The following is a 24,094-nucleotide window of genomic DNA, read 5'->3' on the forward strand; positions in this document are numbered from 1 at the left end:
TGGTTGCGATGAACAGCCCTGAAAAAACCCGGGCACAAAAAAGCCGCTCGTAAGCGGCTTTTTTTTCGACTGAATTACTTGAGGCCGGACATCTTCTGGATGGCGCCCTTGAGTTCGGCATCCGAACAATCGGCGCAGGTACCTTTTGGCGGCATGGCGTTGATACCGGTGATGGCCTTCGCCAGGATTCCGTCCAAACCACCTTGATGATCGGCTCGCTCTTTCCAGGCAGCGGCGTCACCGATTTTTGGTGCGCCCAGCAGCCCGGAGCCGTGGCAAGCGTTGCAATGTTTGGCAATGACTTCATCCGGCGTCTTGGCACCGCCAGCGCCGCCAGCGGCTGTGGCCACTTCCATGCCCTTGCATTCCTTGCCCAGAACGCAAACCTGGCCGACGGGTTCAAGACGTTTGGCGATTTCATCGGTGGGCGCCGCTTGAGCGCTCGCAGCCCAAAGGGCCAATACGGTTGCTGGTGCAGCCAGCATTTTCATAATTAGGTTCACGCGTACACCCTCAATGGTGGCTAGTCACGCCTGCGGCCACGGTTTGCAGGCGGGCGCAAGTATAGCGGTAAGCCCGTCACACTGAAACAACCCTAAAGTCGCAAGGGTCTTGTTTGCAATGACGGTTACTTCCCTGGGCGCCTTTGCCGCTGGGGCCGGCGCCGCTTTTTCTAGAAATTCGCCGGCGTGGCTGCGCTGATCAGTCGCGCCGGCACGTCGAACGGGTTACGGAAACGGTGGGGCTTGGTGCTTTCGAAATAGTAGCTGTCGCCCGCTTCGAGCACGAAAGTTTCGACACCGACCACCAGTTCCAGCCGCCCCTCCACCAGGATCCCGGTTTCCTCGCCCTCATGGGTGAGCATCTCTTCACCGGTGTCGGCGCCAGGCGGATAGATTTCGTTGAGGAAGGCAATCGCCCGGCTCGGGTGTGCCCTGCCCACCAGCTTCATGGTCACGGCGCCGTCGGAGATGTCGATCAGTTCGTTGGCTTTATAAACGATCTGAGTCGGTTTCTCCTGAAGGATTTCTTCGGAGAAAAACTCGACCATGGACATGGGAATCCCGCCAAGGACCTTGCGCAGCGAGCTGATCGAGGGGCTGACGCTGTTCTTCTCGATCATCGAAATAGTGCTGTTGGTGACGCCCGCGCGCTTGGCGAGTTCACGCTGGGAAAGGCCTTTGAGTTTACGAATGGATTGCAGTCGTTCACCGACGTCCAATGCTGGAGCCTCCAGGGAATCAGGTTGTGAGGAAAGTGAGCGTTATCATGGCGACAGCGTTCAGTATTTACAACACTTTGACCCGAATCCTGTGCGGTGAAGCGACTTTCGGTAGGTGGCGCTTCGTCTCAGCCCCCGGAATAGAGCCGTGGCACCCGCCGCAGGTTGCAGAAAATCTGATAGGGGATCGTGCCAGCGGCCTTGGCAACGTCGCTGGCAAGGATGTTCTTGCCCCACAACTCCACGGTCGAGCCGAGCCCGGCCTGGGGGACATCGGTCAAGTCGACACACAGCATGTCCATCGACACCCGCCCGACCAGTTGGCTGCGCTGCCCATCCACCAGCACCGGCGTACCGTTCGGCGCCTGGCGTGGGTAGCCGTCGGCATACCCCATGGCGACCACCCCGACCCGGGTCGGTTGCGTGGTCACAAAACGAGCACCGTAGCCCACCGGTTCGCCAGCGGGCAATTCACGCACGCAGATGATCTTCGACTCCAGCGTCATCACCGGTTGCAGGCGCGAGGCGACGGCGTTGGGCTCGTCGAAGGGCGTGGCCCCGTAGAGCATGATGCCCGGGCGCACCCAGTCGCTGGGGATCTGCGGCCAGCCCAGCACGGCCGGTGAGTTGCGCAGGCTGATCTGCGCCGCCAGGCCCTGGCGGGCTTTGTCGAATACCGCCAGTTGCTCGGTGCTGCTGGGATCGTGCAGTTCATCGGCACGGGCGAAGTGACTCATCAAGACAATCTTCGCCACCTTGCCGCTGGCGAGCAGGCGACGGTAGGCCGCCTGGTAATCCGCCGGATGCAGGCCGACCCGGTGCATACCGGAATCGAGCTTGAGCCAGACCGTGATCGGCTGGCTCAGCGCGGCTTTTTCAATCGCTTCGAGCTGCCACAACGAATGCACCACGCACCAGAAATCGTGCTCGACGATCAACGGCAGCTCACTGGCCTCGAAAAAACCCTCCAGCAGCAGGATCGGTCTGCGGATCCCACCGGCCCGCAGTTCCAGGGCTTCTTCGATGCAGGCCACGGCAAACCCGTCGGCCGTGTCCTGCAGCGCCTCGGCGCAACGCACCGCGCCGTGCCCGTAGGCGTCGGCCTTGATCACCGCAAGGGCCTTGGCCCCCGTGACTTCGCGGGCCAATTGGTAGTTGTGACGCAGGGCTTGGAGATCGATCAGGGCACGGGCTGGACGCATGGCGGCAGGCTTCTAGGCGGTCATGAATAAAAAACCGGTGCTGGCTGACAGCATGAACCACCAACAGCACCGGGAGAGGGATCGTTTGGGCCGGTATTTAAGGCAACGCGGCCACGACGGACAGCTCCACCAGGATCTCCGGTTCGCACAGCTTGGCTTCCACCGTGGCGCGGGCCGGGGCGACGCCCTTGGGCAACCATTTGTCCCAGACCGCGTTCATGCCTTCGAAGTGAGCCTCGATGTCCTTCAAGTAGATCGTCACCGATAGCAAACGATTCTTGTCGGTTCCGGCCAGGTCCAGCAAGCGCTCGATATTGGCCAGGCTTTCGCGGGTCTGCTGTTCAATACCGGCGTTCATGTCGTCGCCGACCTGCCCGGCCAGGTAAACGGTGCCGTTGTGCACGACAACCTGGCTCATGCGGTCATTGGTGAGCTGGCGCTGGATTGACATGTTTTGCAGACTCCTGGTGTTTGCTGCCATAACGGGAAATATCGAGGCCTTCGGCGCTGATCTGCGGCTTGTTCTTCGCCATCAGGTCGGCCAACAGGCGACCGGAACCACAAGCCATGGTCCATCCGAGGGTGCCATGGCCGGTGTTCAGGAACAGATTCTTGAAGGGCGTGGCGCCCACGATTGGCGTTCCGTCCGGAGTGGTCGGGCGCAAGCCGGTCCAGAAACTGGCCTGGGCCAGGTCGCCGCCCTGAGGATAAAGGTCGTTGACGATCATCTCCAGGGTTTCGCGCCGACGTGGGTTGAGAGACAGGTCAAAACCGGCGATTTCCGCCATGCCGCCCACCCGAATGCGGTTGTCGAAGCGGGTGATCGCGACCTTATAGGTTTCGTCGAGGATGGTCGAAGTCGGCGCCATCGCCGGGTTGGTGATCGGCACGGTCAGGGAGTAGCCCTTGAGCGGATACACCGGTGCACGGATCCCTAGGGGCTTGAGCAGTTGCGGCGAGTAGCTGCCCAGGGCGAGGACGTAGCGGTCGGCGGTTTCCAGCTTGCCGTCGATCCAGACACCGTTGATGCGGTCACCGGCGAAGTCCAGGCGCTGGATATCCTGGCCGAAGCGGAATTGCACTCCGAGCTTCTCGGCCATTTCCGCCAAGCGCGAGGTAAACATCTGGCAGTCGCCGGTCTGGTCGTTGGGCAAGCGCAGGGCGCCGGCCAGAATGTCGGTGACATTCGCCAGGGCCGGTTCAACCCGGGCAATGCCCGCGCGGTCGAGTACTTCGAACGGCACACCCGACTCTTTCAGCACGGCGATGTCTTTTGCCGCGCCATCGAGCTGGGCCTGGGTGCGGAACAGTTGGGTGGTCCCCAGGCTACGGCCCTCGTAGGCAATGCCGGTTTCGGCGCGCAGCTCGTCGAGGCAGTCACGGCTGTACTCGGACAGGCGCACCATGCGCTCCTTGTTGATCGCATAGCGGCTGGCGGTACAGTTGCGCAGCATCTGTGCCATCCACAGGTATTGGTCAATATCGGCAGTGGCCTTGATCGCCAGCGGCGCGTGGCGCTGCAGCAGCCACTTGATGGCCTTGAGCGGTACACCCGGTGCGGCCCACGGCGAGGCATAACCCGGCGACACCTGGCCGGCGTTGGCGAAACTGGTTTCCATGGCAGGCGCCGGCTGACGGTCGACCACCACTACTTCAAACCCGGCACGGGCCAGATAATAAGCACTGACGGTACCGATGACGCCGCTACCCAAGACCAGAACGCGCATGTTGATGCCCTCATCGCGGATAACCGCTGACGTTTGTTGTACATAGCTTTGATGGTCGCAGTGTAAAAAAGATCAGCCAGTGCTTTTCACTATATAAACGCCTATATTTGGCGAGAATTCTCGGCAAAAACCCTTTTCACGGAGGTGCATCACCTGTGCGTACCAACACCCAGACCAAACGTGAGCTGGACAAGATCGACCGCAATATCCTGCGCATTCTCCAGGCGGACGGGCGCATTTCCTTCACCGAGCTGGGGGAAAAGGTCGGCCTCTCCACCACGCCCTGCACCGAGCGGGTACGGCGCCTGGAGCGCGAGGGCATCATCATGGGCTACAACGCCCGGCTCAATCCGCAGCACTTGAAGGGTAGCCTGCTGGTGTTTGTCGAGATCAGCCTCGACTACAAATCCGGCGACACGTTCGAAGAGTTCCGACGCGCCGTGCTGAAACTGCCTCACGTGTTGGAATGTCACTTGGTGTCAGGAGATTTCGACTATCTAGTGAAAGCACGGATTTCCGAGATGGCTTCGTACCGCAAGCTGCTGGGGGACATCCTGCTCAAGCTGCCCCATGTGCGCGAATCCAAGAGCTACATCGTGATGGAAGAGGTGAAGGAGAGCTTGAACCTGCCGATTCCGGATTGAGCCTGGCTCCGGACCGCTTTGGCGAGCAAGCTTGATCGGTCCCTCGCTCCCATGGGAACGATCTCGCTAGACTAGAACCTGCCGATTAGCAGCCATGTATTCATGAATCTGCTTCTCGACCCGCGGATGAATCAGCTCCACCGGCCGCCGTCCATTGGGACACGGCAAGGTCGCCGTGGTGCCGAACAGCCGGCAGATCAGCGGGCGCTCATCGTAGACGGTGCAACCGTCGGGCCCCAAGTGCACGCAGTCGAGTGCGTCCATGGCCGCGTCCTGTTCGGCCCGGGTCTTGCGGGGCAAGCGGGCCATTTCCTCGGGCGAGGTGGTCACCGGACCACAGCAATCATGGCACCCCGGTACGCACTCGAACGAGGGAATCTGCTGGCGTAGCGTGCGGATTTTTTGACTGTTGCAGCTCATCGAGGCGGTTACCGAAGGAGACGGTCCAGGATTCTGCCTTAAAAGCCGCGCACCAGACAGCGCCAGCCGACCGGTGTTGCCCAGTTAGGAATCGCCAGCTTATGCTCCGTAAAATTTCTCAAACACAAAAATCAGGATTACGCACATGAACGCCCGTGTTCAGCAACCGGTCCCGAGCCACGCGCACGCCGCCTCTTATTACGCCGCCAGCAGCCTGCCGCAACCGGACCATCCGCTGTTGCAGGGTGAACTGCTGGCAGATGTCTGCGTGGTCGGCGGCGGGTTCTCCGGGTTGAACACGGCCATCGAACTGGCCGAGCGCGGCATGAGCGTGGTGCTGCTGGAAGCGCACCGGATCGGCTGGGGCGCCAGCGGGCGCAACGGCGGCCAATTGATTCGTGGCGTCGGCCATGGCCTCGATCAGTTTGCGCCGATCATCGGCGCCGACGGCGTGCGCCAGATGAAGCTCATGGGCCTTGAGGCCGTGGAAATCGTCCGACAGCGCGTCGAGCGTTTCCAGATCCCATGCGACCTCACCTGGGGTTACTGCGACCTCGCCAACAAGCCCAGTGACCTGGAGGGCTTCGCCGAAGACGCCGAAGAATTGCGCAGCCTGGGTTATCGCCATTCGACCCGACTGCTGCAAGCCAACGAAATGCACAGCGTCGTGGGTTCGGATCGCTACGTCGGTGGGTTGATCGACATGGGCTCGGGGCATCTGCATCCGCTGAACCTGGCCCTGGGCGAAGCCGCCGCCGCGCAACAGCTGGGGGTCAGGCTGTTCGAGCAATCGGCGGTCACACGGATCGACTACGGTCCTGAAGTGAAGGTGCACACCCAGCAGGGCTCGGTCCGCGCCAAGACGCTGGTGCTGGGCTGCAACGCTTACCTCAATGGACTCAATCCGCAACTGGGCGGCAAAGTGCTGCCCGCTGGCAGCTACATCATCGCCACCGAACCCTTGAGCCAGGCCCAGGCTCAAGCGCTGTTGCCGCAGAACATGGCCGTCTGTGATCAGCGGGTGGCCCTGGATTACTACCGGCTTTCGACGGATCGCCGCTTGCTGTTCGGCGGGGCCTGTCACTATTCCGGCCGCGACCCGCAGGACATCGGCGCGTACATGCGGCCGAAGATGCTCAAGGTGTTCCCGCAATTGGCGGATGTGAAAATCGATTATCAATGGGGGGGGATGATTGGTATCGGCGCCAACCGTTTGCCACAGATCGGTCGGCTCAAGGACCAACCCAATGTGTATTACGCCCAGGCCTATTCCGGCCATGGGGTGAATGCCACGCACCTGGCCGGCAAATTGTTGGCCGAAGCCATCAGCGGGCAGCACAGCAGCGGTTTCGATCTGTTCGCCCAGGTCCCGCACATGACCTTCCCGGGAGGCAAGCATTTGCGCTCACCGCTGTTGGCGCTGGGGATGTTGTGGCATCGGTTGAAAGAGTTGGTTTAGTCCTGGATCCGGTGACGAGGGAGCTTGCTCCCTCGCCACCGGGTTCCTATTGCTTCAAAGCCGCCAGAACGGTTTGAGCCCCTCCTCCCGTGCCTGCTCCCGACTCAGCCCGATGTCACGCAACTGTTCGGGTGTAAGTTCCAACAAGGCCTTGCGTGTATGCAGACGATGCCAGAACAGGGCCCAGCGGTTCAGGCCGGACGGCGGATTGCACAATGTCGCGCTGCGCAGCCCTTTCTCCCGCCCTGCCGCCAGTTCCTGACTGTGTAACGTCAGCCGCACATCGCTCAAGCCGTTCATTTTGATCGCTCCTGTTTACTTGGGTAGCCAGAGGTTTCATGATGCGCGGACGGCTTGAAGCGATACAGATTCAACCGATTTCTTTTATAAGCATACAGATTCGGTACTTGCGGCACTGAATTGCCATTTTCCGCCGCAACTGTATTGGTTGCAGTTGCCTCATCTCATCGGGAGCGCACCATGACCCTCTACGTGAACCTCGCCGAATTGCTCGGTACCCGCATCGAACAGGGCTTCTACCGCCCCGGCGACCGGCTGCCATCAGTGCGGGCATTGAGCACGGAACATGGGGTCAGCTTGAGTACGGTGCAGCAGGCCTATCGCGTGCTGGAAGACAGCGGGCTGGCGATGCCGAGGCCCAAGTCCGGCTATTTCGTACCCGTGGGCCGCGAACTGCCGGACCTGCCGGTGGTAGGCCGTCCGGCCCAGCGCCCAGTGGATATTTCCCAGTGGGACCAGGTGTTGGAACTGATCCGCGCCGTACCGCGCCCGGACGTGGTGCAACTGGGACGCGGCATGCCGGATATTCATTCGCCGACCATGAAACCGCTGCTGCGCAGCCTGGCGCAGATCAGCCGCCGACAAGACATGCCCGGCCTGTATTACGACAACATCTACGGCAACCTCGCGCTACGTGAACAGATCGCCCGACTGTCGCTGGACTCCGGCTGCCAGCTGGGGCCCAACGACTTGATCGTCACCACTGGCTGTCATGAGGCCCTGTCGGTCAGCATCCGCGCCACCTGCGAACAAGGCGATATCGTCGCGGTGGACTCACCCAGCTTTCACGGGGCCATGCAAACCCTCAAGGGCCTGGGCATGAAGGCTTTGGAAATCCCCACCGACCCGCTCACCGGCATCAGCCTGGATGCCCTGGAACTGGCGTTGGAGCAATGGCCGATCAAGGCCATACAGTTGACTCCCAGCTGCAATAACCCGCTGGGCTACATCATGCCCGACGCTAATAAACGCGCGCTGCTGACCCTGGCACAGCGCTTCGACGTGGCGATCATCGAAGATGATGTGTATGGCGAGCTGGCCTACACCTACCCTCGCCCGCGCACCATCAAGTCCTTCGACGAAGACGGCCGCGTCCTGCTCTGCAGTTCTTTTTCCAAGACCCTGGCGCCAGGACTGCGCATTGGCTGGGTCGCGCCAGGCCGGTATCTGGAGCGGGTGCTGCACATGAAATACATCAGCACCGGCTCCACCGCGCCACAACCGCAGATCGCCATTGCCGAATTTCTCAAGGGTGGGCATTTCGAACCCCATTTACGCCGGATGCGTACGCAATACCAGCGCAATCGCGACGTGATGATCGATTGGGTCAGCCGCTATTTCCCACCGGGCACCCGGGCCAGTCGCCCGCGGGGCAGCTTCATGCTGTGGGTCGAATTGCCGGAAGGCTTCGACACGCTGAAGCTCAATCGGGTCCTGCTCGACCAAGGCGTGCAAGTCGCTGTCGGCAGCATCTTTTCGGCATCGGGCAAGTACCGCAACTGCCTGCGGATGAACTACGCTGCCAAGCCAACGGCCCAGATCGAAGAGGCCGTACGCAAGGTGGGAACCGCCGCTATCGCGTTGTTGAACGAAACCCAGCGCGACGTCGTCTGAACTTTACCCAGGGAAGCAGCACCCAACAGCCGATCAACGTGAACAAGCGGAACGATCCTACGTGAGATCCAGACCGATCCTGCCTGCGCTGCTGTTAGTCGCCTCACTGCTGAGCGGCTGCGCCGGTCTTGATGTCACCCGCGAGCCCTCCCAGGCCCTGCCGGCCGCCGAATCTTCGTTCGGCCGCTCGGTCCAGGCCCAGGCTGCCGCCCATGAAGGACGCTCGGGCTTTCGGCTGCTGTCGGACAGCACCGACGCGTTCATCGCCCGGGCCGAGCTGATTCGCCACGCCCAAGGCAGCCTGGATTTGCAGTACTACATCGTCCATGACGGCATCAGCACGCGGATGCTGGTGGATGAATTGCTCAAGGCCGCCGACCGAGGCGTTCGCGTACGGATCTTGCTGGACGACACCACCAGCGATGGCCAGGATCAGATCATCGCGACCCTCGCCGCTCATCCGCAGATCCAGATCCGCCTGTTCAACCCGCTGCACCTGGGACGTGCCACCGGCGTGACCCGCAGCCTCGGGCGCCTGCTCAACCTTTCGCAGCAACACCGCCGAATGCACAACAAGCTGTGGCTGGCGGATAACAGCATGGCCATCGTCGGCGGTCGCAACCTGGGCGATGAGTATTTCGACGCCGAACCCAACCTGAACTTCACCGACATCGACCTGCTCAGTGTCGGCCCGGTGGCCGAACAGTTGGGTCACAGCTTCGACCAGTACTGGAACAGCGCCCTGAGCAAACCCATCGAACAGTTCCTGTCCCATCGCCCCACGCCCAAGGACCTGGCCAACAGCCGCCTGCGCCTGCAAGAATCCATGGAGCAGACCCAAAAGGAAAATCACGCGCTCTACCAACAGTTGACTGCCTACAAGACCCAACCGCGCCTGGACACCTGGCGCGACCAGTTGATCTGGGCCTGGAACAAGGCGCTGTGGGACGCGCCCAGCAAGGTACTGGCCAAGGACGAGCCGGATCCGCAGCTATTGCTGACCACGCAATTGGCGCCCGAGCTGACGGGCGTCAGCAAAGAGCTGATCATGATTTCCGCCTACTTCGTCCCCGGTCAGCCAGGTCTGGTCTATCTGACCAGTCGCGCCGATGCCGGCGTGTCGGTGAGCCTGCTGACCAACTCCCTGGAAGCCACCGATGTGCCCGCCGTGCACGGCGGCTATGCACCGTACCGCAAGGCCCTGTTGCAACATGGCGTGCGCCTGTTCGAACTGCGACGACAACCGGGCGACACCGGCAGCAGCCCGCACCTGTTCTACAGCAAATCCTACGGCGAATCGGACTCCAGCCTGCACAGCAAGGCGATCATCTTCGACCAGCAGAAGTCGTTCATCGGCTCGTTCAATTTCGACCCGCGCTCGGTGCTGTGGAACACCGAAGTCGGCGTATTGGTGGACAGCCCTGAACTCGCCAGCCAAGTGCGCGAACTGGCCTTGCAGGGCATGGCGCCAGCCCTGAGCTATCAGGCCAGGCTGGAGGATGGAACGCTCGTCTGGACCACCGAAGACAACGGCCAGACGCACGACCTGAACCGCGAACCGGGTAGCTGGTGGCGCCGGTTCAATGCCTGGTTCAGCACGACCATCGGGTTGGAGCGGATGTTGTAGGTCTGTCCTCCTTGTGGCGAGGGAATTTATCCCCGCTGGGGCGCGAAGCGGCCCTAAAAAAGGGTGATCTGCACCGATCCGACTGACTGGATTCAGATTTTCGGGAATGCTGCGCAGTCCAGCGGGGATAAATCCCCTCACCACAGGGGTTTGGTGTGCTCAGGCCGCTTGGGTTGCCCCGAACGCCCCCTGGCGCAACAGCAGGATCACCAACCCGAACGCCCCGGCCGCCATGAACAAAGGCAGCGCATGCCCGCTGATCCACTGACTGCCCGCCCCCGCCACCAGTGGCCCGATCAGGCAACCAAGGCCCCACAGTTGCGCGACGTGGGCGTTGGCCCGCACCAGCGCATCGTCACGGTAACGCTCGCCGATCAGGATCAGCGACAACGTGAACAAACCGCCGGCACTGGCGCCGAACAGTACCCACAGCGGCCAGATCAACAGGGTATCGATCAAAAGCGGAACCGCCAGGCTCGATAACGTCAGCGCCACTGCACAGCCCGTCAACAGTGCCCGACGAGACACGCGATCGGCCAGGGCACCAATGGGCAACTGCAACAGGGCATCACCGACCACCACGGTGCTGACCATCACCAGCGCTACGTCAGCGGTGAAGCCCTGGCGCAGGCAATACACCGGCAGCAACGTGAGGATCATGGCCTCGAACGCGGCGAACAACGAGACCGCCCAGGCAATCGCCGGCAAGCCCCGGCAAAACGTCCACAAGTCGCCAAACGTAACGCTGCCGGCCTCGCTGTTCGGCGCACCGCTACGGCCCAGCAACAGTAAGGGTGCGATCAGCAGCAAACCGACACCCACCCAGAACCCGTAGTCATGAGCGGTCCCCAGCGCGCCCAGCAGCAGCGGGCCGGACAACTGGCTCAAGGCGTAGCTGCTGCCGTACAGCGCCACCAGTCGCCCACGCCATTTCTCAATGACCAGTTGGTTGATCCAACTCTCACCCAGAATGAACACCAAGGTCAGGACCACGCCAATCACCAGCCGCAGCAGCAACCAGACCGGATAGCTGGGCAACAGCGCCAGCAACCCGATGGACACCGCGCCGCCCCACAGGCACAGACGCATCAAGGCTGCCGTACCAAACCGCGCCGCCAGCCGGCTGGACACCTTGGCCCCGAGCAACACCCCCACGGCCGGCATGGCGGCCATCACGCCAATGGCGAACGAGCCATAGCCCCAGCCCTCCAGGCGCAACGACACCAGCGGCATGCTCACGCCCAAGGCCAGGCCGACACTCAGGACAGACGCCAACACGGCGAAATAGGTCGCCCAACGCATTTCCACGCTCCTGTGGAGGGTTATCAATCTCAGCCATCCCCCAAAACACTGTGGGAGCGAGCTTGCTCGCGATAGCGGCGCAACATTCAACAAAGTCGTCGACTGTCATACCGCGATCGCGAGCAAGCCCGCTCCCACAGGAGATGTGTGTCTACCGCAAATCTTCCGCTCCCACAAAAGGGATCAGAGCTTGATCCAGGTCGACTTCAGCTCGGTGTATTTGTCGAACGCATGCAACGACTTGTCGCGACCGTTGCCCGACTGTTTGAAGCCACCGAACGGCGCGGTCATGTCGCCGCCGTCGTACTGGTTGACCCAGACGCTGCCGGCACGCAGGGCCTTGGCGGTCAGGTGGGCCTTGGAGATGTCCCTGGTCCATACCGCCGCGGCCAGGCCGTACGGCGTGTCGTTGGCGATCTCGATGGCTTGCTCGGCGGTGTCGAAGGCAATGACCGACAACACCGGGCCGAAAATCTCTTCCTGGGCGATTTTCATCGCGTTGCTCACACCGTCGAAAATCGTCGGCTCGACGTACGTACCGCCCGTTTCCTCAAGGATGCGTTTGCCGCCGGCCACCAGTTTGGCGCCGTCGCTGTGACCGGCCTCGATGTAGGACAGCACGGTGTTCATCTGCTGGGTATCGACCAGGGCGCCGACATTGGTGGCCGGGTCCAGAGGGTTACCAGGCTTCCAGCCCTTGAGGGCTTCGATCACCAGTGGCAGGAAGGTGTCCTTGATGGAGCGCTCCACCAACAGCCGCGAGCCGGCGGTGCAGACTTCACCCTGGTTGAAGGCGATGGCGCTGGCGGCGGATTCGGCGGCGGCTTGCAGGTCCGGGGCATCGGCGAATACGATGTTCGGGCTCTTGCCGCCGGCTTCCAGCCAGATACGTTTCATGTTGGATTCGCCGGAGTAGATCATCAGTTGCTTGGCGATCTTGGTAGAGCCGGTGAACACCAGCGTATCGACGTCCATATGCAGGGCCAGGGCCTTGCCGACGGTGTGGCCATAGCCTGGCAGCACGTTCAGCACGCCTTTCGGAATGCCGGCCTCGATCGCCAGTGTGGCGATGCGGAGAGCGGTCAGCGGGGATTTTTCCGACGGCTTGAGCACCACCGAGTTACCGGTGGACAGCGCCGGCCCGAGCTTCCAGCAGGCCATCATCAACGGGAAGTTCCAGGGCACGATAGCCCCCACGACACCCACCGGCTCACGGGTTACCAGGCCCAACTGATCGTGCGGCGTAGCCGCCACTTCGTCGTAGAGCTTGTCGATGGCTTCACCGCTCCAGCTCAAGGCTTGCGCCGCGCCGGGAACGTCGATGTTCAGGGAATCACTGATCGGCTTGCCCATGTCCAGGGTTTCGAGCAGGGCCAGTTCTTCGGCATGCTGCTTGAGCAGGCCGGCAAAACGAATCATGGTGGCTTTGCGCTTGCTGGGTGCCAGGCGCGACCAGACGCCGGAACTGAATGTGGCGCGGGCGTTTTCGACTGCACGCTGGGCGTCGGCGACGTCACAGCTGGCGATCTTGCCCAGCAAGCGGCCATCGACCGGGCTGAGGCAATCGAAGGTTTCGCCGGACACCGCATCAGTGTACTCGCCGTTGATGAAGGCGCGGCCCTCGATCTTCAGGTCGCGGGCGCGTTGTTCCCAGTCGGCACGAGTCAGGGTGGTCATGCGTGTGTCCTCCTCTTATTGAGTACGAACGCCGCGCGGTGCGCAGCGCTCAAAAGTATTCTGCCCAACCAGCCTGGTTTCGGCGCCGTTTTCGGCATAGGGCACCCGCCACCCTAAACCAGCGGCTGGTCATGTTTCAATATATTTGACACAACGCAGGCAAACGACCTTGCGATGTTCGTTTTAATAAACATAGACTCGAAGCCTTCCAAGCGATCACTGGGGATCACCCGCATGAGCATTCAGGACATCGTCGATTTCAGCCAGGCCAATACCACCGCCGAACGTTATCGCCCGGACCCGGCCAAGGTGTTCAAGGGCGACCCCGAGCAAACCGTGTTCAACCATTACAGCAGCCCCTGCGGGCAGATGAACGCGGGCGTATGGGAAGGCGCCGTCGGCCAGTGGACGGTCAATTACACCGAGCATGAGTATTGCGAGATCGTCCAGGGTGTTTCCGTGCTGCGGGACGACAATGGCAACGCCAAGACCCTGCGGGCTGGCGACCGCTTTGTGATCCCAGCGGGTTTCCAGGGCACGTGGGAAGTGCTAGAGCCGTGCCGCAAGATTTACGTGGTGTTCGAGCAGAAGGCTTGAGCCCCGCCGAAAAAGAAGCTGACACTCTATCGCTGGTCAAGACCAGCGCAGCAGACAAGACTGCTCACGGGCATCACGTATTCTATCGTCGCAACGGCACGCACAGGACGTGCGGCCAACCGACAGGTGAGCGCCCTGACCCTATCACTATTGCAAGGAGGCAATATGCCCGTCGTACCTGATCAATGCGATCTCGCCATCGCCCAATACACCATCGGTCAAAAATGCACCCCTCAATTGCTTGAAGAGGTTCGCGCCTTGGCCAATGGAGCCCCCGTCCGCGCCACAGGTCCGAAATACCCGTCGAGCTGGGACCTGCGTCCGCGACGGATCAACCTGCACACCGACGCCGACAGGATCATTGTCAGCATCAACTGCGGCTGACCCCTCGTCGCTGACAACACAATCCAAGCTCAACAAAAAAGGCCCGTATCTCGCGATACGGGCCTTTTTCGTAAGAAGGGAAAAATCAATTACTTGATTTTGCCTTCCTTGTAGATCACGTGCTTGCGAACAACCGGATCATATTTCTTGATCTCGATTTTGTCCGGGGTAGTACGCTTGTTCTTGTCGGTAGTGTAGAAGTGACCAGTACCGGCGCTCGAGATCAAACGAATCAATTCACGCATGATTAGCTCCCTTAAACCTTGCCATCGCGACGAAGTTCGGCCAGCACGACACTGATGCCACGCTTGTCGATGATACGCATGCCCTTGGCAGATACGCGCAGACGCACAAAACGTTTCTCTTCTTCAACCCAGAAGCGGTGATGCTGCAGGTTCGGCAGGAAACGACGACGGGTTTTGTTGTTTGCGTGGGAAATGTTATTCCCAGTCACCGGACCCTTACCGGTAACTTGACAGACTCTCGACATGCCTCAGCCCTCTAAAACCACATGCCCAACCCGGCATGGGTTGGCCGCTTAATCTCTCAGTCATTTGGCGCCAGGCGCCGCGTTTCTTTAAGGGTCTTACCGGCTACACCTACAGTGAAGGAACCGGGCCCCTAGAAAAGAGCGCTGCTTTATACCAGAAAGACCACAGCGCAACAACAGCCGATGTGATTTGTCTTCATGGCGACTCATCGACCAACCGCCCCGGGCGGCGGGGGCAGAGGCTGGCACAGCACCTTACCGCTCGTCGCTGCATGCAGGTTTTTTTTCACCTGTGGCGATTTTTAGTCCATCCACGCGTCGGCGCAGAGTGCCGGAAAATGCAAAAAGGGGATAGTCATTTAGCGGCGAGCCCACTAGGGTAGGCCTTTTCCAGACTGCACTCGCAGATGGGCCTTCGACTTGCACAGGAAACCGACCATGCGCCTCGCTGCCCTACCATTGTTGCTCGCCCCTCTGCTGATCACCCCGCAGGCCTTGGCCGCCGCCCTGAGCGTCTGTACCGAAGCCAGCCCGGAAGGGTTCGATGTCGTCCAGTACAACTCCCTGACCACCACCAACGCCTCCGCCGACGTGCTGATGAACCGCCTGGTGGACTTCGATACCGCCGGCGGCAAAGTGGTCCCCAGCCTGGCCGAACGCTGGGAAGTCTCCACCGATGGCCTGACCTACGTGTTCAAGCTGCGGCCACAGGTCAAGTTCCACCACACCGACTACTTCACGCCGCGCCGCGACCTGACCGCCGAGGACGTGAAGTTCAGCTTCGAGCGCATGCTCGACCCGGCGAACCCATGGCACAAGGTGGCGCAAAGCGGCTTCCCCCACGCCCAGTCCATGCAACTGCCAGCGCTGATCAAGAAAGTCGACGCGCTGGACCCGTTGACCGTGCGCTTCACCCTCGATCACGCCGACTCGACCTTCCTGGCGACGTTGAGCATGGGCTTTGCCTCCATTTACTCGGCCGAATACGCCGATCAGTTGATGAAGGCCGGTACGCCGGAAAAGCTCAACAGCCTGCCGATCGGCACCGGCCCGTTCATTTTCAGCCGGTTCCAGAAGGACGCCTCGATTCGCTACAAGGCCAACGACGCCTATTTCGGCGGCAAGCCCCAAGTGGACCCACTGGTCTTCGCCATCACGCCGGATGCCAATGTGCGCCTGCAGAAACTGCGTCGCAACGAATGCCAGATCGCCCTGTCGCCCAAGCCGCTGGACGTACAAGCCGCCAAGCAAGAACCTACGCTGAAGGTCGAGCAGACCGACGCCTTCATGACCGCATTCGTGGCCATCAACAGCCAGCATCCGCCGCTGGACAAGCCTGAGGTGCGCCAAGCCATCAACCTGGCCTTCGACAAGGCCAGCTACCTGAAGACCGTCTTCGAAGGCACCGCCGAAGCCGCCAATGGCCCCTACCCGCCCAACACCTGGAGCTACGCCAAAAGCCTGCCCGGCTATACCCATGATCTGGCCAAGGCCCGCGACCTGTTGGCCAAGGCCGGCTTGAAGGAAGGCTTCCAGACCACCATCTGGACCCGCCCTTCCGGCAGCCTGCTGAACCCCAACCCCAGCGTCGGCGCACAACTGCTGCAGTCCGACCTGGCGCAGATCGGCATCCAGGCCGAGATCCGGGTGATCGAATGGGGCGAACTGATCCGTCGCGCCAAGGCCGGCGAACATGATTTGCTGTTCATGGGTTGGGCCGGCGACAACGGCGACCCGGACAACTTCCTCACCCCACAGTTTTCCTGCGCGGCGGTCAAGTCCGGCACCAACTTCGCCCGCTACTGCAATCCCGACCTGGACAAGCTGATCAGCGCCGGCAAGACCACTGGCGAACAAGGCGTGCGGGCCAAGCTCTACGAGCAGGCCCAGGCCCAGATCCAGCAACAGGCCCTGTGGCTGCCCCTGGCGCACCCGACCGCGTTCGCCCTGGCCCGCAAGGATGTTCAGGGTTACTCGGTCAGCCCGTTTGGGCGGCAGGATTACTCCAAGGTCAACATCAAGTAACCACGGCCTACAGCCTCCCCTGTGGGAGCGAGCTTGCTCGCGATGGCGGCTAGTCAGATAACATCAATGTTGACTGACCGACCGCTATCGCGAGCAAGCTCGCTCCCACACAGGGCCCAGCCTCGCCAGCGACGACCTACATCCACCCACGCTCCGCCATGGATAACGGTTCCCCATCGCCGACGATGACATGGTCGAGCACCCGCACATCGATCAGTTCCAATGCCTCCTGAAGCCGCTCAGTGAGCACCCGGTCGGCCTGGCTGGGCTCGGTGTTGCCGGAGGGATGGTTGTGGCACAGGATCAACGCGGCGGCGTTGTGGGCCAGGGCGCGCTTGACGACCTGCCGGGGATGGACACTGGCGCTGTCGATAGAGCCGCGGAACAGCGCCTCGAAGGTCAGCACCTGGTGCTTGGAATTGAGAAACAGGCAACCGAACACCTCGTGGGGTTCGTGACGCAACATCGATTTCAGGTACTCACGCACCGCGAACGGGCTTTCCAGCGTGGTCTTTTCCCGTGCCCGTTCAGCCAAATGCCGACGACTCATTTCCTGAGCCGCTTGCAGTTGGGCAAACTTCGCCGGTCCGAGCCCCATATGATTACTGAATGTGATCTGATCGGCTTCAAGCAGCGCGCGCAGGCTGCCAAATTGAATCAATAGTTGTCGCGCCAGATCCACCGCGCTTTTGCCCGACACGCCGGTGCGTAAAAAAATCGCCAGCAGCTCGGCGTCCGATAGACTCCCCGCCCCTAGCGCCAATAACCGCTCCCGTGGCCGCTCGGCCGCGGGCCAATCGCGAATACTCATGGCATCTCCCTGATTGTGGGCGCCGCTGTTCCATAGCGGTCGCTGTGATATCGTAGCCCATCTTTTTTGCAGGCGATTTGCACCCTGGCAGCTGCTGCCAAGGGGTTCGCCTTGCACTGACCACTGAAATCGAAAGGCAGGCCTATGCAGCGGCTGTATCGGAAACGCATCGTTCTGGGCGTCGGCGGCGGCATTGCCGCCTACAAGAGCGCCGAGCTGGTTCGCAGGCTTATCGACCAGGGCGCGGAAGTACGGGTCGTCATGACCCGTGGTGGCAGCGAGTTCATTACCCCGCTGACCATGCAAGCCCTATCCGGGCACCCGGTCCACCTGGATTTGCTCGACCCGGCGGCCGAAGCCGCCATGGGTCATATCGAACTGGCCAAGTGGGCCGACCTGGTGCTGATCGCCCCGGCCACGGCCGACCTGATCGCCCGTTTGGCCCAAGGCATCGCCGACGACCTGCTGACCACCCTGGTGCTCGCCACCGATGCGGTGGTCGCCGTGGCGCCGGCCATGAACCAGGCCATGTGGCGCGACCCGGCCACCCAGGCCAACCTGCAATTGCTCGAAAGCCGCGCCCTGAAAGTCTTCGGCCCGGCCTCAGGGACCCAGGCCTGTGGCGATGTCGGCATGGGCCGCATGCTCGAGGCCACTGACCTGGCCCAGTGCGCCGCCGACTGCTTCCAGCGCCAGGCCCTGACCGGCAAGCACGTGCTGATCACCGCCGGACCGACCCAGGAAAACATCGACCCGGTGCGCTACATCACCAACCACAGCTCCGGGAAAATGGGCTTCGCCCTGGCCGAGGCCGCGGTGGAAGCCGGCGCCCGGGTGACGCTGATCACCGGTCCCGTGCACCTGCCGACCCCGGACCGGGTCACCCGCATCGACGTGGTCAGCGCCCGGGACATGCTCGCAGCCTGCGAAGCAGCCATCCCCTGCGACCTGTTCATCGCCTCGGCGGCGGTGGCGGACTACCGCCCCGAAGTCGTCGCCCCGCAAAAATTGAAGAAAGACCCTACAAGCGGCGACGGCTTGCTCCTGCAAATGGTGCGCAACCCGGACATCCTGGCCAGTATAGCCACCCGCCCCGACCGCCCGTTCAGTGTCGGCTTTGCCGCCGAGACCGAACACCTGCTCGATTACGCCGCACGCAAGCTCAAGGACAAGAACCTCGACTTGATCGTCGCCAACGACGTGGCCAACCCGAGCATCGGCTTCAACAGCGAAGAAAACGCCTGCAGCGTGATCGACCGCCAGTTGCACGCCACACTTTTCGCCCAGACCAGCAAGAGCAAGATTGCCCGCCAGCTGATCACTTTTATCGCCGAACGTCTGAACCAGGTTTAATGTCATGCACGCCCTACAAGCCAAGATCCTCGACCCACGCATCGGCAACGAATTCCCGCTGCCGCAATACGCCACACCGGGCTCCGCCGGCCTCGACCTGCGGGCGATGCTCAAGCAGGACACGATCCTGGAGCCGGGCCAGACCCTGCTGATTCCTACCGGCCTGTCGGTGTACATCGGCGATCCGGGCCTGGCCGCGCTGATCCTGCCGCGCTCGGGCCTGGGCCATAAGCACGGCATCGTGCTGGGCAACCTGGTGGGCCTGATCGACTCCGACTATCAAGGCGAGCTGATGGTGTCGTGCTGGAACCGCGGCCAAACAGCCTTCAACATTGCCGTGGGCGAACGCATCGCGCAGCTGGTGCTGGTGCCGGTGGTCCAGGCCCACTTCGAACTGGTCGAAGAATTCGACGAAAGCCAGCGCGGCGCGGGTGGTTTTGGGCATTCCGGCAGCCATTGACCGGTGTTTTCAAGCCGGGCGTCCTGCCCGGCTCGTTTGTGAAGCTTGTGTTTCAGGACAAAAAATGCGCAATGGCTTTCTGCTAGGTTTCCCACCCGGAATCAACGTATTAGGCGAGCGAGACCGGGATAACGCTGTCTCATGGCATTTTCCCACCACGAACTCTCTGTCAAAAACGCCGTCATACCCTTCAGCTTGAGCCTGCCGACGCGACCCGTCGGCCTGTCCAGTCACTTTCCCGATAGAGCGCCCCGCCCATGAACACCCCAGCCGCAATCGCCCCGATCTTCCCTGACAGCATCTTCCGCGCCTACGACATCCGTGGCGTGGTACCGGAAACCCTCACCGCCGAAACCGCCTACTGGATCGGCCGGGCCATTGGCTCTCAAAGCCTGGCCCAGGGTGAACCGAACGTGTGCGTCGGCCGTGATGGCCGCTTGTCGGGCCCTGAGCTGGTCGAACAACTGATAAAAGGCGTCGCCGACAGTGGCTGCCATGTCAGCGACGTGGGCCTGGTGCCAACCCCGGCGCTGTACTACGCCGCCAACGTGTTGGCCGGCAAGTCCGGGGTGATGCTCACCGGCAGCCACAACCCATCGAACTACAACGGCTTCAAGATCGTCATCGCTGGCGACACCCTTGCCAACGAGCAGATCCAGGCCCTGCATACCCGCCTCAAGACCAACGACCTGAGCAGCGGCCAAGGCAGCATCACCAAAGTCGATATCCTCGAACGCTACAACGACGAAATCGTCAAGGACGTGAAACTCGCTCGTCGCCTGAAAGTGGTGGTCGACTGCGGCAACGGCGCGGCTGGCGTGATCGCCCCGCAACTGATCGAAGCCCTGAACTGCGAAGTCATCCCGCTGTTCTGCGACGTGGATGGCAACTTCCCTAACCACCACCCGGATCCGGGCAAGCTGGAAAACCTTGAAGACCTGATCGCCAAGGTCAAAGAAACCAACGCCGACCTGGGCCTGGCCTTCGACGGCGACGGCGACCGGGTGGGCGTGGTGACCAATACCGGCAGCGTGGTGTTCCCCGACCGCCTGCTGATGCTGTTTGCCAAGGATGTGGTAGCGCGCAATCCGAACGCCGAAATCATCTTCGACGTTAAATGCACCCGTCGCCTGGTGCCGCTGATCAAGGAATATGGTGGTCGTCCATTGATGTGGAAGACCGGTCATTCGTTGATCAAGAAAAAAATGAAACAAAGCGGCGCCCTGTTGGCCGGCGAAATGAGCGGCCACATCTTCTTCAAGGAGCGCTGGTTCGGTTTTGACGACGGCATCTACAGCGCCGCGCGCCTGCTGGAAATCCTCAGCAAGGAGAAATCCAGCGCCGAAGAGCTGTTCGCAACCTTCCCGAACGATATTTCTACGCCAGAAATCAATATCCATGTGACCGAAGAGAGCAAATTCAGCATCATTGATGCACTGCACGACGCTCAATGGGGCGAAGGCGCCGAACTGACCACCATCGATGGTGTGCGGGTCGACTATCCCCACGGCTGGGGCCTGGTTCGCGCATCCAACACCACACCGGTGCTGGTACTGCGTTTCGAGGCCGACAACGAGGCCGAACTGCAGCGCATCAAGGATGTGTTCCACACCCAACTCAAACGTGTTGCACCTGATCTCCAACTACCGTTTTGATTTTTTGAAGCACTACCGGAGCCCTGAATGACCCTCGAACGCGAAGCCGCCGCCAACACCGCCAAGGTCCTGTCCGAAGCGTTGCCTTATATCCGACGCTACGTCGGCAAGACCCTGGTGATCAAATACGGCGGCAACGCGATGGAAAGCGAGGAGCTCAAGACCGGCTTCGCCCGCGACATCGTGTTGATGAAGGCCGTGGGCATCAACCCGGTGGTGGTGCATGGCGGTGGCCCGCAGATCGGTGACCTACTCAAGCGCCTGTCGATCGAAAGCCACTTCATCGATGGCATGCGCGTGACCGACGCGCAGACCATGGATGTGGTGGAAATGGTCCTGGGCGGCCAGGTCAACAAGGACATCGTCAACCTGATCAACCGTCATGGCGGCAGCGCCATCGGCCTGACAGGCAAGGACGCCGAGCTGATCCGGGCGAAGAAACTCACCGTCACCCGCCAAACCCCAGAGATGACCCAGCCGGAAATCATCGACATCGGTCATGTGGGCGAAGTGGTCGGTATCAACACCGACCTGCTGAACCTGCTGGTCAAAGGCGACTTCATCCCGGTGATCGCCCCCATCGGCGTGGGCGCCAACGGTGAGTCGTACAACATCAACGCCGATCTGGTGGCAGGCAAGGTGGCCGAGGCACTGAAAGCTGAAAAGCTGATGCTGCTGACCAACATCGCCGGCCTGATGGACAAGTCGGGCAAGGTCCTGACCGGGCTGTCGACCCAGCAGGTCGATGACCTGATCGCCGACGGCACCATCTACGGCGGCATGCTGCCGAAGATTCGTTGCGCGCTGGAAGCGGTACAAGGCGGCGTCGGCAGCTCGCTGATCATCGACGGCCGGGTACCGAATGCGATTCTGCTGGAGATTTTCACCGATACCGGCGTGGGGACGTTGATCAGCAATCGCAAGCGGCCTTAATACCGGAAACGCAACAGATCGCGACCTTTACAGCTCCAATTGGATTTTCGAGTTTGCGAAAATCCGTTAGGGCTGACGAGGTTCGCGATTTTTTTTGCGCACGAGAATGTCAAGGAAGCTGAAATTTCATCAAATACGCACATTTCAACAAGCGCTGAAACTGCCATATTTATTGAAATGCTAGACGAATTTCACCAGTTGGCCTATTTTCAACATTCGTTGAAAAGGGCTTCATCAATGAAAGAATTCGAAAAAAGCTCAAGAGAGGCGTTGTGCGATCTCCTGCGCAAAGTGCCAATCATCGATATAAAAAGCCTGGAAGCCACGCCGCAGACAAAATACTGGGCCCCCGATTTCATCGTTGAAATAGCCACATCGGGTAAATCTCGCTCTCTGGTCTGCGAGGTTAAAGCCAGTGGGCAGCCCAGATTTGTAAACGCAGCCATCCTCCAGCTTCGTGACTACATAAGTGCGTGGGACATTGACGTCACCGCTATCGTAATCGCCCCCTATCTCTCGCCAGCAGCCAGGCAGGCATGCCGGGAAAAAGGTGTCGGTTACCTGGACCTGGAGGGTAATGCCTGGATTTCATTCGATGGCGTATTCATCGACCATCAAGTTGCGGATAAGCCGCCAGCAGAACATAGAGAGCTGAAGTCACTCTTCAAGCCGAAGTCAGCACAGATCCTTCGTGCAATGCTGCGCGAACCGGCCCATGCATGGCGGGTAATTGAGCTCTCCGAAGCGGCCAGCGCAAGCTTGGGTCAAGTCAGCAATGTGCGTACCGCCCTGCTTGATCGGGAATGGGGGCAGGTAACAAGCAATGGATTCTTCCTATGCGATCCTCAGGCCCTGCTGGATGCATGGGTCGAGGCCTACGAACCTCCATCGGGGGAGCGTAAAAAGTTCTATACCACCTTACATGGCAGCGCCCTGGAAAATGCAGCGCGGAGCGTTATTGGCGAACAGAGCTGCGGGCGCACGCTTTTCTCCTCGTTTTCCGCCGCGCAATGGCTCGCGCCCTACGCCCGTGTAGGCACGCATTACTTTTATGCCGACAGTGACGGGTTGGATACACTGATCGAAGCTCTACAGCTTGTCCCTGCGTCCAAGGGCGAAAACGTGGTGATCACCGTTCCCAGGGACGAAGGACTTTTACTGGACACAGTCGAAGCAGCACCTGGCGTGCTGTGCACCAGCCCGGTTCAGACCTATCTGGATTTGACGGCGGCCGGAGAACGCGCAAAAGAAGCAGCTGAGTATTTACGCCAGGAAAAATTGACATGGCCCCGTTAATGCAGCAAGAACCTCAATCTGCCTCGGACTATGAGGATAGGACCACGGCCGCAGTGAAGGCGGTGCTCGTCGAAATGGGCCAGATTCTGGGAAGTTTCAAAGGCAAGTTCGCAGTGATCGGGGGAGCGGTGCCATGGCTGCTCCTTGCCCATAACGACATGCAGCATGTGGGTACGCTCGACGTCGACTTGAGCCTAGATGCAGAAGCACTTGGCGATGGCGAGTACGCAACACTGGTCGAGGCCCTGATGGGCAATGGGTATGAGCAAAGAGGAGAACTACGACGCTCCCAGCTCGTCCGCCAGGTTCCCGTGAACGATGGGGGCGCCCCGATAGATGTGATCGTGGACTTCTTGATGCCTCGCGATGCCGAGATCATCCAGAATAAACCGCCTATCCTGAATGACTTTGCGGTTCAACGCGCCGATGGCGCCGATTTGGCAATGCGGTTCTACCAGATGGTCGCGATTGAAGGCCCATGCCAACTGGCGGCAAAAATCGCGTCGAGGTTGCCGTTTGCTCTATCCCGGCACTGCTCGCGATGAAGGGCTATGCCCTTAATGGGCGACATAAGCAAAAAGACGCCTACGACATCTACTATTGCGTCCGTAATTATCCAGGTGGCATAGCGGCACTCGCTGAAGAATGCCGCCCCGTCATTGAAACCGGAAGTGGCGAGCAAGGCTTCCTACACATTTGCCAAAAATTTGATGTAGCCGACGGCTATGGCCCGACCTCTGTAAGGCGTTTCGTCGAAGACAGCCAAATCCTTGAGGATAGGACCCCGGACCAGTGGCAACAGGACGCGTTTGGACAAGTGGATGCTTTACTGCGCGCCCTTTGCCTTCGCAAGTGAGCGCCACTGAATAAAAGGCCCTGTCTCACAGGGCCTTTGG

General features: G+C 60.8%; 25 protein-coding genes and 2 pseudogenes. 15 read left to right on the forward strand and 12 right to left on the reverse strand.

The annotated features are described in order from the left end of the window. Nucleotides 1-74: 74 nt before the first annotated feature. From BT116_RS10595 to dadA, 5 genes are all read right to left on the reverse strand, one after another. Nucleotides 75-491, reverse strand: a complete 417-nt coding sequence (locus BT116_RS10595) for a c-type cytochrome (RefSeq protein ID WP_072343109.1) — start codon at nucleotides 489-491, stop codon at nucleotides 75-77. 182 nt (nucleotides 492-673) lie between these two features. Beyond that, nucleotides 674-1,222 (reverse strand): cupin domain-containing protein, encoded by a 549-nt coding sequence (locus BT116_RS10600; RefSeq protein WP_003206841.1) that lies wholly within the window; start codon nucleotides 1,220-1,222, stop codon nucleotides 674-676. A gap of 128 nt (nucleotides 1,223-1,350) precedes the next feature. Further along, the gene (gene alr / locus BT116_RS10605) at nucleotides 1,351-2,424 is read right to left on the reverse strand and encodes an alanine racemase (RefSeq protein WP_072343112.1); all 1,074 of its coding nucleotides are present in this window, start codon (nucleotides 2,422-2,424) and stop codon (nucleotides 1,351-1,353) included. Between the two features lie 97 nt (nucleotides 2,425-2,521). Beyond that, a complete protein-coding gene (locus BT116_RS10610; protein ID WP_003206844.1) occupies nucleotides 2,522-2,875 on the reverse strand; it encodes a RidA family protein in 354 nt (117 codons plus the stop codon). Beyond that, nucleotides 2,847-4,151 carry a D-amino acid dehydrogenase gene (dadA, locus tag BT116_RS10615; RefSeq protein ID WP_072343115.1) on the reverse strand — a complete coding sequence of 435 codons (1,305 nt, stop codon included), beginning with the start codon at nucleotides 4,149-4,151 and terminating at the stop codon, nucleotides 2,847-2,849. The genes BT116_RS10610 and dadA overlap by 29 nt, the downstream gene beginning before the upstream one ends. Nucleotides 4,152-4,306: 155 nt before the next feature. Between dadA and BT116_RS10620 the strand changes: the two genes are divergently transcribed. Continuing rightward, on the forward strand, nucleotides 4,307-4,795 hold the full coding sequence (locus BT116_RS10620; protein ID WP_003206849.1) for an Lrp/AsnC ligand binding domain-containing protein: 489 nt from the start codon (nucleotides 4,307-4,309) through the stop codon (nucleotides 4,793-4,795). Between the two features lie 66 nt (nucleotides 4,796-4,861). Here the strand turns inward: BT116_RS10620 and BT116_RS10625 are convergent, their stop codons facing one another. Continuing rightward, entirely contained in the window at nucleotides 4,862-5,215 is a 354-nt protein-coding gene (locus BT116_RS10625; RefSeq protein ID WP_063323814.1) for a YkgJ family cysteine cluster protein, read from the reverse strand. Nucleotides 5,216-5,360: 145 nt separating this feature from the next. On the opposite strand from BT116_RS10625, the gene BT116_RS10630 reads away from it, so the two are divergent. Next, nucleotides 5,361-6,674 carry an NAD(P)/FAD-dependent oxidoreductase gene (locus tag BT116_RS10630; RefSeq protein ID WP_072343119.1) on the forward strand — a complete coding sequence of 438 codons (1,314 nt, stop codon included), beginning with the start codon at nucleotides 5,361-5,363 and terminating at the stop codon, nucleotides 6,672-6,674. Nucleotides 6,675-6,728: 54 nt separating this feature from the next. Here the strand turns inward: BT116_RS10630 and BT116_RS10635 are convergent, their stop codons facing one another. Then, a complete protein-coding gene (locus BT116_RS10635; protein ID WP_072343122.1) occupies nucleotides 6,729-6,974 on the reverse strand; it encodes a DUF1127 domain-containing protein in 246 nt (81 codons plus the stop codon). Between the two features lie 180 nt (nucleotides 6,975-7,154). Here BT116_RS10635 and BT116_RS10640 point away from each other — a divergent pair, with 180 nt between their 5' ends. Beyond that, nucleotides 7,155-8,588, forward strand: coding sequence for an aminotransferase-like domain-containing protein (locus tag BT116_RS10640; RefSeq protein WP_072343125.1), 1,434 nt, complete (start codon nucleotides 7,155-7,157; stop codon nucleotides 8,586-8,588). 61 nt (nucleotides 8,589-8,649) lie between these two features. Further along, nucleotides 8,650-10,215, forward strand: coding sequence for a phospholipase D family protein (locus BT116_RS10645; RefSeq protein ID WP_072343128.1), 1,566 nt, complete (start codon nucleotides 8,650-8,652; stop codon nucleotides 10,213-10,215). A 159-nt stretch (nucleotides 10,216-10,374) separates the two neighbouring features. On the opposite strand, the gene BT116_RS10650 is transcribed toward BT116_RS10645, so the two are convergent. Further along, complete coding sequence (locus BT116_RS10650; protein WP_072343131.1) at nucleotides 10,375-11,517, reverse strand: MFS transporter; 1,143 nt, start codon at nucleotides 11,515-11,517, stop codon at nucleotides 10,375-10,377. A 183-nt stretch (nucleotides 11,518-11,700) separates the two neighbouring features. Beyond that, nucleotides 11,701-13,194, reverse strand: a complete 1,494-nt coding sequence (locus BT116_RS10655) for an aldehyde dehydrogenase (protein ID WP_072343136.1) — start codon at nucleotides 13,192-13,194, stop codon at nucleotides 11,701-11,703. Between the two features lie 234 nt (nucleotides 13,195-13,428). On the opposite strand from BT116_RS10655, the gene BT116_RS10660 reads away from it, so the two are divergent. Then, nucleotides 13,429-13,791, forward strand: coding sequence for a cupin domain-containing protein (locus BT116_RS10660; protein WP_072343141.1), 363 nt, complete (start codon nucleotides 13,429-13,431; stop codon nucleotides 13,789-13,791). Nucleotides 13,792-13,956: 165 nt separating this feature from the next. Beyond that, a complete protein-coding gene (locus BT116_RS10665; protein WP_063323806.1) occupies nucleotides 13,957-14,175 on the forward strand; it encodes a peptidase inhibitor in 219 nt (72 codons plus the stop codon). 89 nt (nucleotides 14,176-14,264) lie between these two features. On the opposite strand, the gene rpmG is transcribed toward BT116_RS10665, so the two are convergent. Continuing rightward, nucleotides 14,265-14,420: a 50S ribosomal protein L33 gene (rpmG, locus tag BT116_RS10670; RefSeq protein WP_003177274.1), complete on the reverse strand. Its 156-nt coding sequence runs from the start codon at nucleotides 14,418-14,420 to the stop codon at nucleotides 14,265-14,267. 11 nt (nucleotides 14,421-14,431) lie between these two features. Next, nucleotides 14,432-14,665: a 50S ribosomal protein L28 gene (gene rpmB, locus BT116_RS10675; RefSeq protein ID WP_003177273.1), complete on the reverse strand. Its 234-nt coding sequence runs from the start codon at nucleotides 14,663-14,665 to the stop codon at nucleotides 14,432-14,434. A gap of 438 nt (nucleotides 14,666-15,103) precedes the next feature. On the opposite strand from rpmB, the gene BT116_RS10680 reads away from it, so the two are divergent. Together BT116_RS10680 and BT116_RS31790 are read left to right on the forward strand one after the other, a co-directional pair. Continuing rightward, nucleotides 15,104-16,690, forward strand: a complete 1,587-nt coding sequence (locus BT116_RS10680) for an ABC transporter substrate-binding protein (protein ID WP_072343143.1) — start codon at nucleotides 15,104-15,106, stop codon at nucleotides 16,688-16,690. A 21-nt stretch (nucleotides 16,691-16,711) separates the two neighbouring features. Further along, a pseudogene (locus BT116_RS31790) lies at nucleotides 16,712-16,813 on the forward strand (metal ABC transporter ATP-binding protein); the annotation flags it as partial. A gap of 13 nt (nucleotides 16,814-16,826) precedes the next feature. Here BT116_RS31790 and radC read toward each other — a convergent pair. Then, entirely contained in the window at nucleotides 16,827-17,501 is a 675-nt protein-coding gene (gene radC, locus BT116_RS10685; RefSeq protein WP_072343146.1) for a RadC family protein, read from the reverse strand. Between the two features lie 144 nt (nucleotides 17,502-17,645). Here radC and coaBC point away from each other — a divergent pair, with 144 nt between their 5' ends. The 7 genes and pseudogenes from coaBC to BT116_RS31425 all read left to right on the forward strand — a co-directional run bounded on the left by coaBC (nucleotide 17,646) and on the right by BT116_RS31425 (nucleotide 24,054). Beyond that, the gene (gene coaBC, locus BT116_RS10690; protein WP_072343148.1) at nucleotides 17,646-18,854 is read left to right on the forward strand and encodes a bifunctional phosphopantothenoylcysteine decarboxylase/phosphopantothenate--cysteine ligase CoaBC; all 1,209 of its coding nucleotides are present in this window, start codon (nucleotides 17,646-17,648) and stop codon (nucleotides 18,852-18,854) included. Nucleotides 18,855-18,858: 4 nt separating this feature from the next. Next, the gene (gene dut / locus BT116_RS10695; protein WP_003206867.1) at nucleotides 18,859-19,314 is read left to right on the forward strand and encodes a dUTP diphosphatase; all 456 of its coding nucleotides are present in this window, start codon (nucleotides 18,859-18,861) and stop codon (nucleotides 19,312-19,314) included. A 251-nt stretch (nucleotides 19,315-19,565) separates the two neighbouring features. After that, nucleotides 19,566-20,969 (forward strand): annotated as a pseudogene (locus BT116_RS10700) (phosphomannomutase/phosphoglucomutase); the annotation flags it as partial. A gap of 27 nt (nucleotides 20,970-20,996) precedes the next feature. Continuing rightward, a complete protein-coding gene (argB, locus tag BT116_RS10705) occupies nucleotides 20,997-21,902 on the forward strand; it encodes an acetylglutamate kinase (RefSeq protein WP_003206871.1) in 906 nt (301 codons plus the stop codon). A gap of 39 nt (nucleotides 21,903-21,941) precedes the next feature. Further along, complete coding sequence (locus BT116_RS10710) at nucleotides 21,942-23,198, forward strand: type IV toxin-antitoxin system AbiEi family antitoxin (protein WP_256572567.1); 1,257 nt, start codon at nucleotides 21,942-21,944, stop codon at nucleotides 23,196-23,198. Continuing rightward, nucleotides 23,186-23,743, forward strand: coding sequence for a hypothetical protein (locus tag BT116_RS31420; RefSeq protein WP_256572566.1), 558 nt, complete (start codon nucleotides 23,186-23,188; stop codon nucleotides 23,741-23,743). Before BT116_RS10710 ends, BT116_RS31420 begins: the two co-directional genes overlap by 13 nt. Beyond that, entirely contained in the window at nucleotides 23,740-24,054 is a 315-nt protein-coding gene (locus BT116_RS31425) for a hypothetical protein (RefSeq protein WP_256572565.1), read from the forward strand. Before BT116_RS31420 ends, BT116_RS31425 begins: the two co-directional genes overlap by 4 nt. Nucleotides 24,055-24,094 lie beyond the last annotated feature (40 nt).

The sequence above is a fragment of the Pseudomonas sp. NFACC16-2 genome (genome assembly GCF_900119205.1).
Lineage (GTDB): Bacteria > Pseudomonadota > Gammaproteobacteria > Pseudomonadales > Pseudomonadaceae > Aquipseudomonas > Aquipseudomonas fluorescens_Q.

Excerpts from the sequence above, each read along its gene's own strand:
- BT116_RS10630 (WP_072343119.1), top strand. The coding sequence starts at position 5,361 with ATGAACGCCCGTGTTCAGCAACCGGTCCCGAGCCACGCGCACGCCGCC.
- BT116_RS31420 (WP_256572566.1), top strand. The coding sequence starts at position 23,186 with ATGGCCCCGTTAATGCAGCAAGAACCTCAATCTGCCTCGGACTATGAG.
- BT116_RS10665 (WP_063323806.1), top strand. The coding sequence starts at position 13,957 with ATGCCCGTCGTACCTGATCAATGCGATCTCGCCATCGCCCAATACACC.
- dut (WP_003206867.1), top strand. The coding sequence starts at position 18,859 with ATGCACGCCCTACAAGCCAAGATCCTCGACCCACGCATCGGCAACGAA.
- BT116_RS10650 (WP_072343131.1), bottom strand. The coding sequence starts at position 11,517 with ATGCGTTGGGCGACCTATTTCGCCGTGTTGGCGTCTGTCCTGAGTGTC.
- BT116_RS10640 (WP_072343125.1), top strand. The coding sequence starts at position 7,155 with ATGACCCTCTACGTGAACCTCGCCGAATTGCTCGGTACCCGCATCGAA.
- BT116_RS10680 (WP_072343143.1), top strand. The coding sequence starts at position 15,104 with ATGCGCCTCGCTGCCCTACCATTGTTGCTCGCCCCTCTGCTGATCACC.
- BT116_RS10635 (WP_072343122.1), bottom strand. The coding sequence starts at position 6,974 with ATGAACGGCTTGAGCGATGTGCGGCTGACGTTACACAGTCAGGAACTG.
- BT116_RS10610 (WP_003206844.1), bottom strand. The coding sequence starts at position 2,875 with ATGTCAATCCAGCGCCAGCTCACCAATGACCGCATGAGCCAGGTTGTC.
- BT116_RS10655 (WP_072343136.1), bottom strand. The coding sequence starts at position 13,194 with ATGACCACCCTGACTCGTGCCGACTGGGAACAACGCGCCCGCGACCTG.
- BT116_RS10595 (WP_072343109.1), bottom strand. The coding sequence starts at position 491 with ATGAAAATGCTGGCTGCACCAGCAACCGTATTGGCCCTTTGGGCTGCG.
- rpmB (WP_003177273.1), bottom strand. The coding sequence starts at position 14,665 with ATGTCGAGAGTCTGTCAAGTTACCGGTAAGGGTCCGGTGACTGGGAAT.
- alr (WP_072343112.1), bottom strand. The coding sequence starts at position 2,424 with ATGCGTCCAGCCCGTGCCCTGATCGATCTCCAAGCCCTGCGTCACAAC.
- BT116_RS31425 (WP_256572565.1), top strand. The coding sequence starts at position 23,740 with ATGAAGGGCTATGCCCTTAATGGGCGACATAAGCAAAAAGACGCCTAC.
- BT116_RS10625 (WP_063323814.1), bottom strand. The coding sequence starts at position 5,215 with ATGAGCTGCAACAGTCAAAAAATCCGCACGCTACGCCAGCAGATTCCC.
- dadA (WP_072343115.1), bottom strand. The coding sequence starts at position 4,151 with ATGCGCGTTCTGGTCTTGGGTAGCGGCGTCATCGGTACCGTCAGTGCT.
- argB (WP_003206871.1), top strand. The coding sequence starts at position 20,997 with ATGACCCTCGAACGCGAAGCCGCCGCCAACACCGCCAAGGTCCTGTCC.
- BT116_RS10660 (WP_072343141.1), top strand. The coding sequence starts at position 13,429 with ATGAGCATTCAGGACATCGTCGATTTCAGCCAGGCCAATACCACCGCC.
- coaBC (WP_072343148.1), top strand. The coding sequence starts at position 17,646 with ATGCAGCGGCTGTATCGGAAACGCATCGTTCTGGGCGTCGGCGGCGGC.
- radC (WP_072343146.1), bottom strand. The coding sequence starts at position 17,501 with ATGAGTATTCGCGATTGGCCCGCGGCCGAGCGGCCACGGGAGCGGTTA.
- rpmG (WP_003177274.1), bottom strand. The coding sequence starts at position 14,420 with ATGCGTGAATTGATTCGTTTGATCTCGAGCGCCGGTACTGGTCACTTC.